We start from the raw sequence: 19873 nt of genomic DNA on the forward strand, positions 1-19873 counted from the left end.
TTTATAATTTGATTTTTTCTTTTGGGGATAAACCAAAAAGATTTATTATATCTTTTTTCCTATTCTGCGGCATTATCTCAATTATTTCAGGAACGCCATCTATTACTTTGGCTTCTATAATAACACCGTCTAAAGCATGTAATTTAAAATGAACATTCCAGTTTTCAGGCCAGGCTGGGAAAAGTAAAAGTTTTCCATCAACAGTTTGCAATAACATTTCTTGAAGACCTATCATACCTGAACCTCCCCAATTGTGGTCTGGAACCCAATCAAACCCAGGGCCCCAAAAAGCCGGAAATCTTCGGCCGGAATTTGCTAATTTCAACTTAGTATATTTTTTTGCTTCATTAGTTAATGCTAAACGAGCGGCAAATATATTATCCTGCTTCCATCCTACATGGCTTCTAAATTTTCTAGCATCAGGATCAAGATTAAAGGTATTTAGAGCGATTTCCAACCCCGGTTTTCCCAACCCATAAATTCCCCAAGGAAAAACGGGATAGAGCTGCGGGACTTCTGTATTATTGATACGTTCCCAGCTTTTGGCAGGAGCTATTACTTTTTCCCCATCGATTTCCCTGAAATTAATTGGCGGAATTCTATCCTGAAATTCCGTTAAATAAACTCGCCATTCTTCTTTTAGGTATTTTGGTGGTAGCTCCAGTAGTTTTTCGGAAACCACCTGTAAACCGGCGATTGTCGAATTCGCATTATAGGCCATTTTGTAAGTTTCTGCTGCGGAACCCGGATACAACACAAGATTCCCTTCAGTATCCAGTTTTTTGCTACCTCTCTTTCCAGCGAGATATTGATAATGTTCATCAAAGAATTTTAAGCTGCTAATCACAAGCGGCAGGTATTCTGAAATATCTTTTTCCGCATAATAATGCTGGTCCAGCATCATCATGCAAAACTCGAGAATGGTATCCCACTGATGCTCCAGCCAGGCGTTATACTGCATTCCCGGATCGTAATTTTCAGGCCTCTTCCAGCTATATTCCGATGGATTTGGTAATCCGTAATTTTCGATTTGTTCAGTAAAGGAAGCACCTTCATGATCCCAGTAGACTTCAGAACGTAATTCGGCATTCTTCAGTATTCGCTGGTAAAATTTGAATTGCGCAGGCATCATATCAAAATCCCCACTTTTCAGCATGGGAAAATAAACCAGACGCTGATTTTGCGCCGTCATGGTGCCACCACCCCAATTCCTAAAATCTGGTGTAAAGGTGTAAGCTGAATCAACAAAAACCGGATCGTAAGTGAATAGTCCGCCATTGAATTTGGTGGGGTATTCTCCATAAGCATTACATCCCAACATATACCGAAATAACTGATAATTCTGACCTATTTGATAAACCGAATCTTTTTCTTTTGAATTATTCTTCTGAACATAAATAAAGCTACGATTCCAGAAATCATTCCACCAATTCTTCGATTTTTTCTCGGCCTTGGAATGCTCTCCTTTATAATCCTCAACCGAATGGAATAAAGAATTTTTCCAGTTTTCGATATTTTCGGTTTGAGCAGTATACAACTGAATTTTAAGCTGGTGTTTTTTCGCCTGTTCGTTACTTTTTAACCGATAGGCCTTAAAATCTGTATCCTGGTAAATTCCGTTATACGTGCCCGCAGGTTCAAAGTTTTCACCAAGCATTAATCCACCAAAGGTTAGATTCTTCAAAGGATTGATCATTTCATCCTTGACCGCTTCCATCTTCTGCTGCTTCACGGAAACATCAAAAACCGTGGTATCACGGTTTCGATGGTAAAAAATCACACCTTCGTCCTTAAATTGTATGGAATCGGCATAAGTGATAATGTTTCCCTGCGGAGCCCATTTATAGGAATTGGCGTTATTTGCTCGTCCCTTTACCTCGCGATCTTGATACCGCCAGTTTTCATAAGAAGCCGTAGCCGTAATTTTCTCTGAACTTTCAATATTTACATGAATTACTGGGTTGAAAACGTCTACCCACACCTTGACTTTCGTTTCATTCTGGCTAATGAGGATATAACCATCATTCAGTTTTAATTCCTGTTTAAAACCTTCAGAATTCGCAAAGGGATTAGGGTCTAGTTCCAGTTTCAACCTGCCCAGTTTTAAAAAAGTATTATGCTCATCAAAAGTGCCGCTTCGAGAGAAATAAGCATAAATATTGCCGTTTTCAACCCACACATTCATCCCAATGTCACCCCCTCCAACAGGCATGGATTCAGAACTATTTTTACTCTGTGAGGCCCAAACAGGATGGTAATCCTCTAATTTTGGGATTTGCGCCTGCCCTAAGATACAGGCTAAAAGAAATATGACAACAATGTTATTTTTCAAATCTCTATTTTACCAGTCATCGGTTCTGAAGGAGGAAATCGGTAGTCCGCCTGTACTCCATAATTGTGCTTCAACATAATCATCAAAAAGATATCTTACCGCCACCGGATCTTTAACTTCTGAAGAGGATAATACCACCGATTTTCTTCTTACCTCAGCTTCAGCTTTATGAAACACCTTGTTTTTACCGGCAATTTCGAACCCCGTCACCTTTTTGCCTCGAGATGTAATTCCATTAGGTACATTATTAAAGGATACGATTACCGTATTGTCTTTAATTTCCAGCGCATTGAATTCCGGACTTTCATACTCAAATCCTTTTAGTCCGTAGGTTTTTGCCAACGCCAGATAAGCCAGTCTTTCCCCGCCTTTTTTCTTTTGTGCCGGGTGAATATTATCTCTCTCCCCAACATCGGTAAGAATGGTGATTCCCGAATTTGGAATTTCTTTGGAAGCCTGTAATTGTGCTTCTCTTACGTAGGCCGAGTTATATTTCTCCACCATGGTATCTGGTGTAAAAACACTGTAATCGAAGGGTGCAATTTGCGCGAAATAGAAAGGGAATTCTCCCTGCTTCCATTCTCTTCTCCATTCAGAAACCATTTTTTTAAATAAATGTTTGTACTGAAAAGGCCGGTCATAATTCGATTCTCCCTGGTACCAGATCGTGCCTTTGATTCCGTATCCAATCACAGGAGAAAGCATTCCATTATATAAGGCGGTTGCGGTCCTGTTTGGCTCACCGATATCTTCCTTTTTTTGCGGAACAGAAATACTATCAAAATCCTTGAGCATTTCCTCGCTCATCCAGGCCTCCACATTCGACCCTCCATAGGATACATGAATAAGGCCTACAGGAACGTCTAGCGCGTCATTCAGCAATGATCCAAAATACCATGCTGTCGCACTAAAATCTGAAACATATTCCGGCGATGCCTCCTGCCAGCCGCCATCAAAATCATTCTTCGGCGTCACTTTTGAATCCCTTGGAATGGTAATAAGCCTGATGTTCTTATTCCTGGAACGAACAATTTCTTCATTTCCGCCTGCTACAGGTTGCCCGGGAAAGCCTTTTAAGGGCATCTCCATATTGGATTGCCCGGAACACAACCACACCTCACCGATCATTATATTTTCTAAGGTTGTTTGATCATTATCGTTTGAAACGGTCATCGTAAAAGGGCCTCCGGTTTCAGGAGTTTCGATTCGGGTTTTCCATTTTCCTTGTTGATCACTTTTTACCCGAAAAGATTTCTTATTCCAGGAAGTTTCAATCGTATATTCTGAATTTTTCTGCCCCCATCCCCAAACCGGTACTACCGTTTGTTGCTGAAGGATCATATTATCTGAAAATAAGGCTGGCAATTCAATTTGTGCAGTTACCTGGAAACCAAGAAACAGGAAGACGCAAATAAGTATTGTTTTCAAAAATCTCATTAGACTGAAGGATAAGATGACCTAAATTTAAGAATAAACAACGCCAAACCATCCTGCACCTACTTGCCAGTGGTGTCTTTCTTCATCCTATTAACTGGCCTTTTTCGCCAGTAATTGGCCAAAAGAGACCCGGAAATATTCATCCACGGACTAAACACCGCAGCGGCTAAACCGAGGGTAGCCAGTTTGCCCATGACCCCCGCCAACCCGGAAGCCATTCCTCCATTTTGCATACCTACCTCCAATGCTATGGTGCGAGAAGAATCCTTATCTAGTTCTAATAGGCGACTGAGCCAGTAACCCAAAGTATACCCCAACGTATTATGGATAATGGAGGCCAGTAATAAAAACAAGCCAATCGCCAGTAAATTGTCTCGGCTGGCGGCCGTTGTCACCGTGGTAAAATAAATGATCCCGAACATAGAGATCAACGGCATAACATTCTGAATATTCGGAATGATCTTAAAAATTCGGTAATAAACGTTTCCGAATAACATCGCTCCAAAAAGAAAGTTTATCAGAGCGATCACTTCCATGGTTTGTTCTGAAAACGTAGAAGAAAAATAACTCCATAAACCAAAAAGCATTCCCAGCAACCAGATTATCGAAAGAACAGAAATAGAATTGATCACTTTTCTAAAACTTCCGAAATCCTTTCGCATTCCGTCAAATATAAGGGCAGCGCCAATGGGTACCAGAACAATTTTTATGATCTGGAAACACATATCCAGAAAATTGATCTCTACATAGGTGCCGGCCAGCATTTTCATCAGAAAAGTTGTCATTAACGGAGCAACCAGCGTTGCCATTGCAGTGAGGGTAATCGATAAGGTTAGATTGGCCTTGGCCAGGTAAACCATGACGTTAGAAGCCAAACCGCTGGAACAGGAACCAATAAGGATCACTCCGGCAGCGATTTCGGGTTCAAAGTCAAAAACTTTGGTGAGTAAAAAACCAATTATGGGCATAATGGTAAACTGGCAAATCAGTCCAATTAAAACCCCTTTTCCCATGGTTCGCAAACCCGAAAAATCTTTCAGGCTCATTTGCGTTCCCATTCCAAACATAACCATTTGCACAATGATCAGAATAAGCCAGGGGTTGCGTAAATCAAGATCACCCCAGCTTAAAAAAGCAGAAGGATACAGCATTCCGCAGAGAATCGCGACCAGTATCCACGCGGTATACTGGTATGTCCTCAGTGTTTTTAAAGCACCAAAACCTAAAGCGATACTTACTGCAGCCAGTACGGCCAATGGCGGAATAAAGTTCAAAATACCCATGGCCCAGATTATTAAAATCAAGGCCAAGGCTGTAATTCCTATCCATAACGCATACCGGTACAATTGCTTCATCTTATAAGATGCTTGCCAGATATTCCATCGCTACCGGCGGGCTGGCCAGGATAGGAACTTTCTTATCAGCTTCGTCCAGCTGGTCTACAACTCTCGCCATGGAAGCCTGCGCCAGAAGAATGACATCCACTTTTTCAGCAAGCTCTTTTAATGCTGCCGCTACTTTTTGATCATGTTCTTCAGGGTTCCCTCCCATTAAGGCTTCAAACGCGCCTTCACAGAGTTTCGAGGTTAATTCAATTTCTTTTCCGGCTGCCAGGGCGCGTCTTCTAACAAGATCGCTGGTAGGTTCAAGGGTTGTAGGCAGCGTCGCTACTACCCCAATTTTAGTCCCTTCTGCGACGGCTTTATCAGCCATAGGTCGATCTACTCGTAAAACCGGGACAGACGTTAGCGATTCCGAAGATTCTACCGCGGCACCAATGGAGGAACATGTAACCATGATATAATCGGCACCGGCTTCTTCCGCAGAACCAACATAATTCACCACGCGTCGCGAAGTATCTGGAGTGAGTTCATTGCGTTCAATGGTATTTTTGATCAGGCTATCATCTACGATATTGAAAACCTTGATATCCTTATTCTTTAAATATTTATCAACGAGATCCTGGAAAATCGGCACCAGCGTAGCCGAAGTATGGATCAATGCTAATTTCTTACTCATATTGTTCACTTTAATTATTCTAATTTTCCTTTCTGTAAATTGACAAAATAAGCGCTGCTGCCTACCTGCCCGCCTTTCAGATTAATTTCCATTTGGTGTATGGAAGCGTTTTCAGAATGAACCCTGCAAAGCGGTGCGCCTTTGTATAGAGGCACGATCATTTCCACAGCCGAAATACCCAGTTCTCTTGCCGTATAACTAGAGGTGTCTCCTCCAGCGATGATAAGCCTTTTCAACTGCTTTTCTGAAAATACCTTTTTTGCTGTTTGCCCCAGGATCGCTCCAAAACGTTTTGGTAGTTCCTTTCGCGCCTGGACAGAATTCCAGCCTATTTCTTCTGTAATCATTTTTGTCTTCTGAAGCCTTGGATCATCAGGACCAATTGAAGTATGAAAAATGACACTTTTACCTTCATTCAAAAGCTGAATGGCGTGATCTGCATATTTTTGGATAAATTCTTCCGTTTTTCCGAAGAGAGACTCCGGCTCAATTTCCACTTCAGAAAAACCATTTTCGAGAGCGTATTCGATCTGTTCTGCTGTTACCGGGCTTACGCTTCCGGAAAGCACCAAAACCGGTTTGCTTTCCGCCAGTTCTTCCCAGTTCTTCTTTTCTGAAAGCTGGCCTGTTTCCTGCCAGTGGTCCCCTAGAGATTTGCCAACTCCGGAGGAGCCTACGGTAAAAAATGGCTTTTTAGCTTCAATAGAGTTCTCCAGTAGATCGCCCAGTATTTTCATCTGGCTATCGTAAATGCCATCAAAAAACACCACCTCATTTTCTGCTGAAAGTTTCGCTAATTTCTGCTGAAGTTCGTTCACAGGCAGCTGCAGGTCCAGCACATTTATCAATCCAGATTTATAATCGCATTGTAAGGACAGGTGATCACGAAGATCTCCTTCTTTAGCCGGAGTCACGGGATGTTTAGACATGGAGGGATGCTGATCTATTCGATAAACTGCCCCCTTACTTCCGATGCCCATTTGAGCGAACAGGTTTCCAAAAGCCATATACCTGCCCAAATGTGGCGCAGCAACGAGTATAGGTACAAAACGGTTACCGAATTGCTCAAAACCTGCTTTAATCGCAACTCCAATATTTCCGATTTCCGGGGAACTATCAAAAGTAGAACATACTTTATAATGAACATGGCGCGGATTCAACTCTGTAATTTTCTGAAAATCGCGCCGGAGTGTTTCAGACATTTCTTCAGGATCCATCGAGCGAGTCATTCCTGCAATTCCAATGGCATCCAGATCTTTAAAATTTGCCAATAGTTCCTTTGAAGGCGGTTCCATAAAAAGCATGGTTTTGGCGCCTGCCCTGGTCATAAACTCAAGTGCATCAGTAGAACCGGTAAAATCATCACCGTAAAAAACTAATAAAAGTTCTTTATTTCTGGCCATTATTTACCTCCAAACTTTTCTACAGATTCTCGAAATTCCTTATGCTCTTTTGCTGTTTCTTCAAGAGTTTTTCCATTCACCGCCCCTTCCCAGGCTTGTTTTAAAGCTTTAACGCCTCCGGTTGGCCCTGATGGATGGGCCATAATCCCGCCACCGGCCATATATAGCAAATCTGTGGTATTGGTAAATTTGTAGGTATCAAAAGCCTGTCCTCCCCATTGTCCCGAAGAAACCACGGGAAGCAGCTTTTTATGATCTAGAAATGTCGTACTACACGATTTTATGGATCGTATGACCGATTCATCTGACTCCCAGAATTTATTGCGAATACCATTCACGTGAAGCTGATCGACTCCGGCAAGCCTCCAAAGCTTTGCATAAGCGGGAAAATTGATCCCCAGCAAAGGATGCCGATTGAGCATGCCCCAACCATTTCTATGTCCGTGAATGGAAAGCTGACCGCGATCGGCAATTTCTTTTACTCCGCTCCAGCCCACACTGTTTATACTTAGAATTGCACAGGTACCTTTGTGTTTGAGTATCGTATCGTAATTTTTTTTCAGCGTATCCAAGTCTCCGGAAATATTGAATGCATACATCACTTTCTTGCCGGTCTTCTGCTGAAAATGATTGACTTCCCTCATGATCAGCTCTACCCGCTTTTTAAATGGAGAATTAGAAGAAGAGGTCATTAATTCATCATCTTTTATGAAATCGATCCCAGCTTCTATTAAATCTTTTACCAGTTTTGCGGTTTCTTCCGGAGACATTCCTATGCTAGGCTTTATGATCGTACCTATCATAGGCCTCCCTGGTTTCACATCAGCCAAAACTTTCGTGTCCTCTGCGCCAAAAGCCGGCCCTTTGAATTTACCCTCGTACCATGTGGGCAATTCAAAGTCGTCCAGTTTTAGACCTGTAAATTGTCGTAATTCGTATAGATTTCCCTGTAATGTGGAAATTAACGTAGGAATGTTGTCCTGAAAATTACCAATAGACCAAGATACGCTCACCTTAGCCCGTTTGAATTCTGAATTATAAACATCACCAGGAATACTGGGGTTTTCAACAGTTTCTAACACTTCAATATTTTCAACCCTGGCAGCAAAGCGTTTTTTCAGTTCCTCGGTTTCCCCAGGGACCGAAACAAAGGTACCACTGGATTGTTCTCCTGCAAGCACCGCCGCCGCATCAGCAAGATCATAAGGTGTTTCAATTAAATAATGCGCGGTAATTCTATCCATTTATTAAGAAAATTTAGGCTAAGACTAAATTTCCTTTAAATCAAATGAATTCGCATCCTGTTCTTTCAGGTACTAGCGTCTTTTTTTGAGAATTACTGGCCCCAATAATCCAGATGAATTTAACTCTTCTTCACTAAGTCGGAAATCTGCCATTCTCCAGGTAAGCCTTTCTTTCTCCGGTAACAAATGATCTCCTATTAACCGATTCGCCCAGGTATTGCTAATTTTTACTTCCAACGTATTTTTTCCATTTTTAAGTGCTTCGGAAATATCAATGCGATGCGGAAACGTCCAAATCACACCGACATTTTTCCCATTTAGGACGACTTCAGCAATATCTGAAAACTCACCAAGGTCAAGCCAAATATTTTCAGTTTCTCCTTTAAATTTAAAGGTCTTGGTGTACGTTGATGTTCCCGAGTAATACTTAATTTTCTTGTTTTCTGAATTTGACCAGTCAAAAAGTTGATTAATTTCCTGTACCTCTGAAGGTCCGTGATAGGCTTCATAAAATTTTAGTTCCCAGTCTTCACTCAAAGTTTTAATTGATTCAAAACTGCTCCAGTTGTCACCTTTGGCAATAGTACGATTCGCAGTTTTTTCCCTGAAAATAATAAACAGTGCGCCATCTTTACTGAAATTTAAAGGGATTAGCGTACGATCATTTTCAACCTTCCAACTTTGAATCGCTGTGGTTTCATCAATTAACGGATCATATAGATAAGGAACGCGACCCGTGGTTCTGAAGGAAACAATGGTTTGAAATTCTTCACCAGACTGATTTGATAAAAAGTAAATCTCTTCAATTTCGGAACTTCTATGATTCCAGGCTAATTTTCCCGCCTCTGAAAGCTCCAGATCGGGTAGCAAGACATCTGGTTCAACCCCAACTTCAGAAAAATCCTTGCCCATATAGGGCAACTGGATGACCTTACCATTTCCGATCTTCCAGAAATTGGTCTCTTCTGCAGTTAAGCCTGGATTAAATCCAGACCATATTTTATCGGTTATTTCCTGCCATTCCTGCTTATCTGCATTCGTCGAAAATCCTGTAATTCGCACAGGTTTTCCAGCAACGAATACTGTGGCTCCATTTTCAATAAGCTGAAGTATTTTTTTAGCTACTTCCGTAGAAATCATCGAGTTTGGAGACATATTTCTGGTTCCCGGAAATAACAATGCTTTATAATCAATCTCACCCTTGAACCGGACTTTTCCATCAACTACCCGGGCATCATTCAGCAATACATCTGGATTAAAAGAGTCATATTTATAACCATTCATCGAGTTAACCCATTGGGTCATGTCCGTAATATTTTTTGAATAGGTCACCTCCTTTGGCATTTTTGAGGTAGGCTGACCTTCGTTCTCAAGCCTGAGTTGTTCAGAGGCTAACCTTTCATCTCCAAAAATGTTAGGAATAAAGGGTAATAATCGGTCTGGCAATACTGAACGAGAAGGCAATTCTTCCCCGGTAAATACAGCTAGATCTACCACCGGTTTTCCTTTCTGAAGTTGAAATTGCACTCTTCGGCAATATTCCATCCATGCTGCTCCGGGCTCCCACCAGGTCTGATCACGCTGAATATATGTACCAATATTATCCAGGGTCATTCCTGGTTTCCTGTCTAACCAGGGATTATGTACGAATACATGGTAAAAAAACCGATTGATCCCCAAAGCATAATTTAAATCCCCAAGTCTTTTGAGCATCTGGGGATCCTCATTCCAATCCATTCTTAACTGGGTAAAAGCTTCAGCCTGGATGATATTTTTCCCATAGATGTGTCCACCAGAAATAGCATCGAGCATATCGTTCGGTTTGTCATGCGTTGGGCTATTCAGCCAGAATTCACCTCCCGGATAGTCCACATTCTTGAAATGCATTAGGGCATCGCTCACCATCGTTGGAGCAACGTTTTCTGAACTAAATTTCACTCCAAGCTTATCAGCTTCAGCCTTCATAGTGCCGAAGAAATGATCTACAATCAAATCTGAAATGGTTTTGCGCACATCATAAAGAACCTGCTCTGAAGTTTCTTCGTTTTCGATGGGAATTCCAGCCATGAGCGGTAAAAATTGAACAATATCGTATCCTCTTCTTTTTTTAAATTCTTCACGAAAAACACGACTCCAATTCTGGCTACCAGCCTCCCAACTGTCGATATGCAGAATACTCAAGACTTCCGGAACCAGGTCTTCACCAGCAATTTCAGTAGATTTTCCAAACCATTTCTGAAACTGAAATTTAATGGCTTCTGTATCGAATTTATCGACTTCCAGTCCTTTTCCTACTCCCCCGGTTTCATTTTCCTGTCCCGTGGTCGTATGCCCAAAGCGCATGATCTTCCAATTTCCGGCAGGAGCCTTCCATTCCAGAATTCCATTTTCAGCTACATATTCAGAAATATTAATGATGTCCTTTTGTGAAATATAATCCTCTTTCTGAATATTCATTGTTTCCGGGCTTATTCTCCAGACCAACCCAGATTTCCCTTCATAATTGCCAATTTTCGGCTGATTGGAGAGGATGATCTTGCTCACCTTTAAGGATTGTTTCCATTTCCCTGCATCCAGATCTTCAGAACCCGGTTCTGAACCTTCAGGATCATATACAAATCGGAAATATTTTGCTTTTACCGGCTCAATACTATGCGTATAGGGAATTCCCCAATCCTGCCAGCCGTGACGGGGAGCGGTAAGCCTTCCCAATTCTTTGAATTTCTCACCATCGTCACTTACTAGAATCTTTAACCTGTGCGCCTGGTAATTCACGCCATTCGTCTCGATTCTAATAGATTTACATAAAAAAGGCTCATCAAACTCATACTGAACCCATCCCTTTTCCGAAAGTTTGAATTCATCGTTTTTTGTTTGACTGGTGAGAAAATTGAGCTCTACATCCTCTTTTGTAGACGTTACTTTTGGAGATTTACCGGCAGATGATGTTTCATCAGATCGCTGCGGAATCGCGAAAGTGGCGATATCCATATAATAATGTTCAATGGATTCCGGCTGTTCGAGTTTCAGTTTAAGATATTTACCACCGCTCAAAATGGTATCAGTATAAACCACCTTTTGCATGGATTGTTCAGGCTCGATCCAGGGTCCTCCAGCAACAGCAAATCCATCTGCTGCATGCATGGCGATTTGAAGGTCTAATCTATTGGCTTCTTTTAAGGCAAATCCAACCATTTCCCAGAATTCAGGACTTAATTGTAAAACCGGGGGGTCGATCAACGGAGGATCGGTAGGTCCTTTAATGGTCATTAAATAAGCGCCGGCTATTCCGGCGTCTTTCATCGCTTCGAGATCTGCTGTAATACCTTCTTTGGAATAGGCACTATGCATCCAGTACCAGTACACCCAAGGCTTAGAATTTTCATAGGCCAAATCATCTTGCTGAGCATATGAATCTGAAACATTAAAAATTCCTAATAAAAATAATATGAACAGGATGCCTTTTTTGATCATCAATAACCTATTTTTTCTAATGTTTTTTCAAGGTTGTCCTTCTTTCCAAAAGGAATAATATAAAAACTGTAATTATAGTCTTTTGATGGAACTTGGTATTTTTCCAGTGGTTGTCCAACCGAAGACCAGGAGTCGTTACCACCAACTCCCATCTGGATAAGATCAATATTCAGGGTAATGAAACCAGGGTTTTTCAAATCTGTTGTATGTTGGGCCTCATCCAGATTTTTTTGGGTGTAAGGCCAGGCACTCATACTTAGAGGTTTTTCCTGGGATACTACCAGAAATCCGTTTTCTTTATTTGGATTGGTTAGGGCCATCCAGCGCACCTGGGTTCGGTTTCCGTTTTCCTGCGGCATTACATAAGGTTCAATAAAGTTTTCCAGCTTTTCTGAATACTTACCTATAGTAAAACCATGATTTCTATCAATATAATTTTCCAAAGGCCCTTTACCATACCAGTTTACCTGATCAAATTTCTCCTGAACACCCATTTGCATGCCCACCTTCGGAATATTTGGCAAATCTTCAGAAGCTTTTAATTGGTAATCTATCTTGATCATTCCCTGCGGTAAAACTGAATAATTAACCACAACCGAAGCACTGTCCTTTATAAGTTCATAGCTGCTCTTTATGGTAATTTTATTGTTTGAATCATCAACCTTGAAATTGGTAAGTTTCGGCTCATTTTCATACCATTGTTTTAGAACCTTATTGGGTTTCCAGCCTTTACGATCATTATCGGTTAAGGGTCTAACAAAATTCGGCAAAAGTGGTGCAAAAACCTGCTCCTCGCCATTTACAACATAAGAAGATAAGGCTCCGTTATTTTTTTCAAATTCAACCTTGAAAACTGGAGATCTTACGATGACTTTATCAGAATCTTCGGAAATATCCACATCAGAATTCCCTTTTGAATCTATAACCACTTCCGGTTTTTTCTGGATCACAAACTGATCTGCAGCGATAACATATCCCTTTTCAGTCCATGGTTTGCTTTCCTTTAACCTGAATTCCAAATTCAGCAAATATTCGGCGTCTTTTTCCAGTTTCGGCAAAAATGAACGAATGTTCACTTTAGTACTATCTCCGGCAGCGACATTCAGCTTATCCAGGGTTTTTTGCTTTTCTAGCTTTCCGTCTTTCAGCAAAATCAAAACCAAATCGTAAACCGATAGATTCTGCACCGAATTTCGATTCTTAATTTGTAAGGTATTTTCGTTGATTAACTTACTAGCTGCTGGTTGATATACCCATTTATTTTCAAACATGGCCGATTTTGGCCGTCCATCTGAGGCTACTATTCCGTTAACATTGAAGTTTCCATCATGAAGTTTTTCTCCAAAATCTCCACCATAAGCATAAAATTCTTTACCAGTTTCTTCATCGGTTTTTACGAGTCCCTGATCTTTATAATCCCAGATGCAACCACCAATAACTCTGGGCAGGGATCGAAACTCTTCCCATAATTCCTTTAAATTACCGGTCGAATTTCCCATGGAATGAGAATATTCTACGAAAATTATTGGTCTGTCATCGGCCTGTTTATCTACAAGAAATTTCGGGGTGAATACACCGGGATAAAAGCGACTAACAATATCTACATAAGGTTTGTCTTTAGGATTTTCAAATCGATGTGAGTGATCTCCTGTTGAAGGATAACCTTCATCAAGAGGATCTAAATAACCTTCTAGCCGTGGATCACCCTGTGCCGGCTCATAATGTACCGGCCTGGTAATATCGAAATCATGAGTCCACGCCGCCATCGTTGCATGATTGGGCCCTGTACCGGCTTCATTTCCTAAGCTCCAGAATATGATACTAGGATGATTTTTATCACGTTCAATCATTCTTGTCATTCTTTCCATATATGCATGGTTCCACTCAGGATCATTGCTCAATTTACCACCAATACCATGTGTCTCGAGATTGGCTTCATCCATCACCATCAAACCATATTTATCACATAAATCATAGATATATGGATCATTGGGATAATGACTTGTTCTAATTAAATTAAAATTGAACTTTTTAATCGTTCGAATATCAGCTTCCATATCTGCTCGACTCATAGCCTTGCCTTTTGTAGGATGATGATCATGACGATTCACACCATAAACATATGTTTCTCTTCCATTGATTAACAACTTACTATTCTTTTCGGAAAATTCGATGGAACGAAAGCCAATTTTCGAGGATTTTACTTCAGTAACATTTCCTTCGCCATCTTTCAAAATAAGCAGCATGGTGTACAAATTTGGAACCTCAGCACTCCATTTTTTGGGATCCTGAATCATCTTCTCAAAGAAGCCAAATCTTACATTGTCCAACCGCGGATAGCTTTCATTGATAACTTCTGAAACGGCTGTATCCAAAACCTTTTCAAAAACCGGTTTATTTTCAGCATCATATAACTGAACTTCCAAACGGTGATCTTTAATCGTATCCCCGGTCAAATTTTCAACTTCCGGTCTTAACTGAAACAGCGCGTTTTCATAATTTTTATCCAGTTTTCCCTGAAAAAAGAAATCCTCGATATGCAATTTGGGTTCGGCCATAAGAAATACTTCCCGTTGTATTCCGCTTAGTCTCCAATGGTCCTGATCTTCCAGATAAGAACCATCGCTCCAGCGTAAAACCTGCACAGAAAGTACATTTTCACCATTCTTCAAATATGGCGTGATATTAAATTCTGAAGGCAGAAAACTATCCTGCCCATATCCTAGAAAATCACCATTTAACCAGACTTTGAATGCTGAACTCACAGCTCCAAAATGAAGTGTTACATTTTGGTCTTTCCAACCAATAGGAAGTATGAATTTTTTTTGATAAGATCCCACCCCATTAGTATCCTTTGGAACAACAGGTGGATTTATGGGTCTGAATGGGTATACTGCACTTTTATAAATAGGTATATCATATCCCTTTAGTTCCCAATTAGAAGGTACTTCAATTTTATCCCAAGCTTCTACTTCAGATTCATAAAAATCTTTAGGTGCTTGCTGTAGATTAAGAGAATATTTAAAGTCCCATAATCCATTTAGCGATTTAAATCTACTTTTTTCACGGTTCCCATCCAAGGCATCTGCAATTGAAGTATAGGAATATGCTGTAGCACGTGCAGGTTCCCTATTTATACTCGTAATTAATGGATTTTCCCAAGGATTATACTGATGAATTTCAGGTGACTTTGGAATTCCTGCTTTTTCGCCTGTAACGGTTTGCCCAAAAATTGGCAAACACGTACAGACTAAAAGCAAACAGTAAAAATTTTTAATCTTTTTTCTTTTCATTTGGGGCTACAAAATGAATATCACTTTTACCTAAATCTTTTGAGGTTGCTACAGCAATACCTCGCTGAAATGGCTTATTAACTGCACAATAGAAATGATAAACAACACCATCATGTTTTACTACAAAAGATTTATGTGCAAAAGATTCATCATATGGCTCAGAGGGAGCAATTAGATCTTCTCCATCCCAGTCTTTCCAGTTAATTAGATCATTTGATACCGCAAATCTATTAAAGGCTCCTTCTTTCCAAAATGCTCCAAAATAGAACATAACCCAGGTATCATTAATTCTCTGAATATAAGGATCTCCAGAAATTCCAGTATGGTGGTTTATAAGTGGTTTATCACCGTATCGCTTCCAATTTTTCATATCATTTGATACCGCCATAGCTATTCGCTCTGCTCCTCGTCCAGGATTGATGCTGTCTCCACGAGCATTGTAATACATAATAAAATCATGATTGGTCTCTCCCTGAAAATCGCGAATAATAGTTTCCTTATACATAGTACTGTTGTCATACCATCTTACATCTTCATCATTTGGAGTTAATATTGGATCAGGAAGTCTTTGAAATTCGATGGGCCCATCTGGAACTTTTTCTGTATAGGCCATTCCGAGAGATAAAGTTCCTGCTTCATAGCCTTCACTATCTCCCCCAAAATAACTCATCCAATATTTGTTATCGTAGGTCTCCCATTTATAGCTTCCTCCCCATGTTGGATCCTGAAGTGCTATATAGCCAGCTTTTTGATTTCTATCCCATTGAGTTGTATCGTTAGAGAAAGACATGACTTTCCCTAAATGCTCCCAATCCAACAAGTTTTTACTTTTAGCCATCCAAGTTTCGTATCCCCTTCCATCATATATAAGATAAGTCATGTACCAAACATCTTTTATTTGATAAACACTTGGACAATCCATTTTGTAAGAATTATCTTCAGGAACCATTACCAAACCGTATTTAAAAGGAGTTTTAATTTCATTATATATTTCTTCCATTACAGCATCGGTAATTTCTCTTTTCTTATACTTTTTATCCTCAGATTTTGAAGCGCAGGCTACAATTGAAGCTATCACTGTTATAAATAAAAATTTTAAGTAGTAATTTTTCATTTACATATAAATTAAACTATAATTAAGAAGTAATTGCAATATAGGAGGATTGAAACTTCCTGCTATCCTGTACTTACTTGATACCATTTACTGCCAAGTTCTATCAGCAAATTTCAAAAACTGTATCCAATCGTACCTGGTAATATCATGAGATCCTGATCTTATATGATATCCCATACCTTCTTCGAATACCGGTTGATCTATATTAGGAAAATCAATACTTTTTAAGGCCTTTTTCCCGTATAAATTGTAAACTGAAGAAGCATATTTCGCAGAAAGAAATTCTCCCTCAGGATCAGATCCAGGGTCGCCTTCTGCACTAGCGATGTAAACAGGTCTAGGGGCAATAAGTGAAATAACCATATGTTGATCAAAAGGCAAATTCTCTTCCTTCCCATTAAACTTACTATAGTTTTTACTAAACCAATGTCGGTTACCTTTATTAAGCTTTGTAAGGTCTTCTCCCATTTTACGCTTAGAAAGTGCTGCTCCACCACCGCCAGATTCATTGCTAATTACCATTCCAAACCTCTTGTCGTTCGCACCGGCCCATATCGCGGCCTTTCCCATCCTCGAAAATCCAACTACAGCAACTTTATCTTGATCTATATCACTGTCAGTTTCAAAATAATCCATGCACCTACTCAAACCCCATGCCCAGGCACTCATAGTGCTAAAATTATCATCGCGATCTTGTAATTTGGGGTATAAAGCATGTATTCCATTTTCAAAATCATCAAAATAATCAGGATCTAAATCACCAGCATATATAGTTGCTAATCCAAAACCGTTTTTAAGGATCAAATCAATAGGCCATCTCGAAGATACTGCTCCTCTAGATTGATTGGTTGGGTGATTTCTTTTAGAACCACCTGCTCCTATCCAAACCCACTTATCAGATAAACGAATAGCAGAATCTAAATTAACTGAATGGTTTCCTTCAAAATTTAAACCTAAAAAAACAGGTACTGGAGTTTTAATATTTTTTGGAAGATAAACTAATAAATCTAGTAAATGATAATCAGTTTTTCCTGGCAAATAAATAGCAATTTGTTTACGTATTGCCGTATTTTTTAAAGCTGTACTATCTTCATCAAATTTTATAAATTTTAGCTTACCAGGAGCCTCAGGCGAGGTGCCATACATCAAATTCTTAACCATGTTAAGAATTTCTGGACGACGTTCTTCCTCCCACTCCAAACTTGTGAGAATATTATCTCCGTTTTCTGCGATTAGGAGATTTGGAACTTCTATTGAATCTAAGTTTTGAGCACTTAATTCAGAATTTATCAGAGAAATTAGTATTAGTAGAAACTTCAACCTAACAAAAATAGGATTCGCTTTATATTGCTTCATAGCTTATAGTTAGTTCTTCAGAAGGAATTATTTGAACTTGATATTCACTATCTCCAATCTCTAAAATTTCCTCTGAACTCTTCGGTTTTGATTTACTTTTGAAAATCAAATTCCCTTTCCCTTCAACTCCGGTTACCCGAATTTCTTTCTCACTGGCATAAACCTCGATATCACCATTTGGAGTAGGTACTTTCCCTTCCATCCATTCGAGTCCGCCAAGGTTGGGCCTGATCTCGTATTCCGAATAACCCGGAGCGGTAGGCTGAACGCCCAGATAATATTTTCCGAAGAGATAAATAGGGCTGGCACCCCATGCATGACATAGGCTTTTACCATATGGACGGCCATACATCGATAAATGCTCGTCCCCTTTATCTGAAGGATCGTATTTTTCCCAGAATGATGTGGCTCCTAATTCCAACATTCCACCCCAATAATCCCTGATTTCATCCAGAACATATTCCTGCTCTCCAATAGCGCAAAGTGCTTCCAATTCATAAAAACGCATATATGGCGTGGTAATCTGGAGAATATCATCATTCAGCAACACCTTCTCTTTTACACTTTGCTGTTGCTCTTCATTAAAATAATTGAAGAAAATCCCGAACATATTTGCATAGCGGGTTACGATATCCTGCATTTCACCATCAATACGCTGATGTTTCATGACCTGATTTTGTTCATCCCAGAAAACCTCAAACAATTTCTTTTGCATATCTGCAGCAAGATTTTCGTATTTGGTTTGATCACTTTTTTCTCCCGCGATCTCAGCGCTTTTTGCCATGGCCTCCAGACTTCTGGCCAGTAGCATTTGTTCAAAACTTACTTCTCCTGTCTTTGGTAAACCATCTGCCCAGTCTATAAAGACCCAGTCACCCTCCAACGGTTCTAAAAAGCCTGCTTCATTTCTTCTTCCCAGCACAAACTCCATAAGACTCTTCATACGTGGATAAAATTGTTTAATGAATTTGGTGTCTCCGGTATAGATATAATAGTCATAAATCCCCACAAACCAGTACAGCGAATAATCCATAATAGTATTAATATGAGCAGTGACCGGTTCTTTTCCGCGAAGCGACAAAAGTGTTCTTTCTACGGAATTGTTATCGAAGAACAGGTAGTAATTCATCAAATAGCTCTGGTAAGCATCACCAGACCAGATCCAGCGATCCCTTTTTATTCCATCTATAAAAAATTCTCGGGAGGTAAGGTGCATAGTGTAGGCGGAAACATCCCAGATTTCATTCAGCAATTCATCTGAAGAATTGAATTCCCCGCGATAGTCCAGCGGAAGATATTCGTAAAGCATTGAAATGGAATCGTACTTAATGGAAGGATCTGCCTGCACCTGGACATAGCGAAATGCCTTGGATTCATCATGAGTATATTCTGTAGGTTGATTGCCATCAAACTGAATATAATCCAGCGTTTCACACCTGGCAGAATCCATCGCTTCTTCGCGGGATTCTCCATAATATAAAGAAAGCTGCCCTTCTCCTTCCAGGCCATGAACTTTTATGTACCCAAAAGTTTCTTTACCAAAATCGACCAATTCCCCGTCTCCAATTTTCTCTCTTTTCTTCGCATTCCAGGGTTCGGTTTCCAATCTAAAATCTGAAGGATTCTCATCGGGCGAATCAAATTTCCAGGAACCCACAGCTTTCCAGGGTGTGCCCGATTGTTGTGCATTTCCTTCTTCATCGATCCATAGTTTATCTTCGTTGGTAACGATCCATGATTCGTCTGAATTGACATATTTCCCATCGATATAAATGGATGGCAGAAATTCCTGGTTATACACTTTCAGGGATATGGTATGCTTTCCTGGTTCAATGGTGATGGATTGTGGCTGACCGTAAATTTGTTTCCCATCAACCAGTAATTGGAATGAACCTTCAGAGTGAATACTTACTTCGTCTGCTTCGGGTAAATCTACTTCCGCCTGGAAAGTGACCAAGGGAAATGGACTATAATAACGCCACAGCGGTGGAAAAACAGCCTCTCGTTCGGTTCGTCGCACCTGCATTTTATTGCTCAGCCAGATTTCAAAATCCCCGGGATACCAGATCCAGGTCGCATCATTTTTTTGAGAATTCTGCTCTTGGGAGACTACAGAATTTAATCCGAAAAATAAAACTAAAACAATAGCCGCAATTTTGGCAAAGGAGTATCTCAATGATTTCATCAACTAATAAGCCTAA

Annotated in this window: 11 protein-coding genes; all 11 read right to left on the reverse strand. The window is 40.1% G+C overall.

The window, feature by feature from the left end; all coding sequences use genetic code 11:
• Position 1 precedes the first annotated feature (1 nt).
• Positions 2–2332, reverse strand: a complete 2331-nt coding sequence (locus BM201_RS11530; RefSeq protein ID WP_092542773.1) for a DUF5703 domain-containing protein — start codon at positions 2330–2332, stop codon at positions 2–4.
• Positions 2333–2341: 9 nt separating this feature from the next.
• Positions 2342–3760: a sialate O-acetylesterase gene (locus BM201_RS11535; RefSeq protein ID WP_092542881.1), complete on the reverse strand. Its 1419-nt coding sequence runs from the start codon at positions 3758–3760 to the stop codon at positions 2342–2344.
• 68 nt (positions 3761–3828) lie between these two features.
• The gene (locus BM201_RS11540) at positions 3829–5124 is read right to left on the reverse strand and encodes a bile acid:sodium symporter family protein (protein ID WP_092542775.1); all 1296 of its coding nucleotides are present in this window, start codon (positions 5122–5124) and stop codon (positions 3829–3831) included.
• 1 nt (position 5125) lies between these two features.
• The gene (locus tag BM201_RS11545; protein ID WP_092542777.1) at positions 5126–5788 is read right to left on the reverse strand and encodes an aspartate/glutamate racemase family protein; all 663 of its coding nucleotides are present in this window, start codon (positions 5786–5788) and stop codon (positions 5126–5128) included.
• Positions 5789–5802: 14 nt separating this feature from the next.
• Positions 5803–7191, reverse strand: coding sequence for a four-carbon acid sugar kinase family protein (locus BM201_RS11550; protein WP_092542779.1), 1389 nt, complete (start codon positions 7189–7191; stop codon positions 5803–5805).
• Positions 7191–8435: a ribulose-bisphosphate carboxylase large subunit family protein gene (locus tag BM201_RS11555; RefSeq protein ID WP_092542781.1), complete on the reverse strand. Its 1245-nt coding sequence runs from the start codon at positions 8433–8435 to the stop codon at positions 7191–7193. The genes BM201_RS11550 and BM201_RS11555 overlap by 1 nt, the downstream gene beginning before the upstream one ends.
• A 72-nt stretch (positions 8436–8507) precedes the next feature.
• Positions 8508–11909, reverse strand: a complete 3402-nt coding sequence (locus BM201_RS11560; RefSeq protein ID WP_092542783.1) for a glycosyl hydrolase — start codon at positions 11907–11909, stop codon at positions 8508–8510.
• Entirely contained in the window at positions 11909–15169 is a 3261-nt protein-coding gene (locus tag BM201_RS11565; protein WP_245758626.1) for a glycoside hydrolase family 2 TIM barrel-domain containing protein, read from the reverse strand. The genes BM201_RS11560 and BM201_RS11565 overlap by 1 nt, the downstream gene beginning before the upstream one ends.
• Before the next feature lie 13 nt (positions 15170–15182).
• Positions 15183–16316 carry a glycoside hydrolase family protein gene (locus BM201_RS11570; RefSeq protein WP_092542787.1) on the reverse strand — a complete coding sequence of 378 codons (1134 nt, stop codon included), beginning with the start codon at positions 16314–16316 and terminating at the stop codon, positions 15183–15185.
• 87 nt (positions 16317–16403) lie between these two features.
• Positions 16404–17672: a glucuronyl esterase domain-containing protein gene (locus BM201_RS11575; protein ID WP_092542789.1), complete on the reverse strand. Its 1269-nt coding sequence runs from the start codon at positions 17670–17672 to the stop codon at positions 16404–16406.
• Positions 17659–19857, reverse strand: a complete 2199-nt coding sequence (locus BM201_RS11580; protein ID WP_092542791.1) for an alpha-L-rhamnosidase-related protein — start codon at positions 19855–19857, stop codon at positions 17659–17661. The genes BM201_RS11575 and BM201_RS11580 overlap by 14 nt, the downstream gene beginning before the upstream one ends.
• Positions 19858–19873 lie beyond the last annotated feature (16 nt).

Source organism: Zunongwangia mangrovi (assembly GCF_900112105.1).
Classification (GTDB): Bacteria; Bacteroidota; Bacteroidia; order Flavobacteriales; family Flavobacteriaceae; genus Zunongwangia; species Zunongwangia mangrovi.

What these genes read in the sequence shown, in the direction of transcription:
- BM201_RS11555 (WP_092542781.1), bottom strand. Translation starts at nt 8,435, where the DNA reads ATGGATAGAATTACCGCGCATTATTTAATTGAAACACCTTATGATCTT.
- BM201_RS11575 (WP_092542789.1), bottom strand. Translation starts at nt 17,672, where the DNA reads ATGAAGCAATATAAAGCGAATCCTATTTTTGTTAGGTTGAAGTTTCTA.
- BM201_RS11560 (WP_092542783.1), bottom strand. Translation starts at nt 11,909, where the DNA reads ATGATCAAAAAAGGCATCCTGTTCATATTATTTTTATTAGGAATTTTT.
- BM201_RS11540 (WP_092542775.1), bottom strand. Translation starts at nt 5,124, where the DNA reads ATGAAGCAATTGTACCGGTATGCGTTATGGATAGGAATTACAGCCTTG.
- BM201_RS11580 (WP_092542791.1), bottom strand. Translation starts at nt 19,857, where the DNA reads ATGAAATCATTGAGATACTCCTTTGCCAAAATTGCGGCTATTGTTTTA.
- BM201_RS11550 (WP_092542779.1), bottom strand. Translation starts at nt 7,191, where the DNA reads ATGGCCAGAAATAAAGAACTTTTATTAGTTTTTTACGGTGATGATTTT.
- BM201_RS11545 (WP_092542777.1), bottom strand. Translation starts at nt 5,788, where the DNA reads ATGAGTAAGAAATTAGCATTGATCCATACTTCGGCTACGCTGGTGCCG.
- BM201_RS11570 (WP_092542787.1), bottom strand. Translation starts at nt 16,316, where the DNA reads ATGAAAAATTACTACTTAAAATTTTTATTTATAACAGTGATAGCTTCA.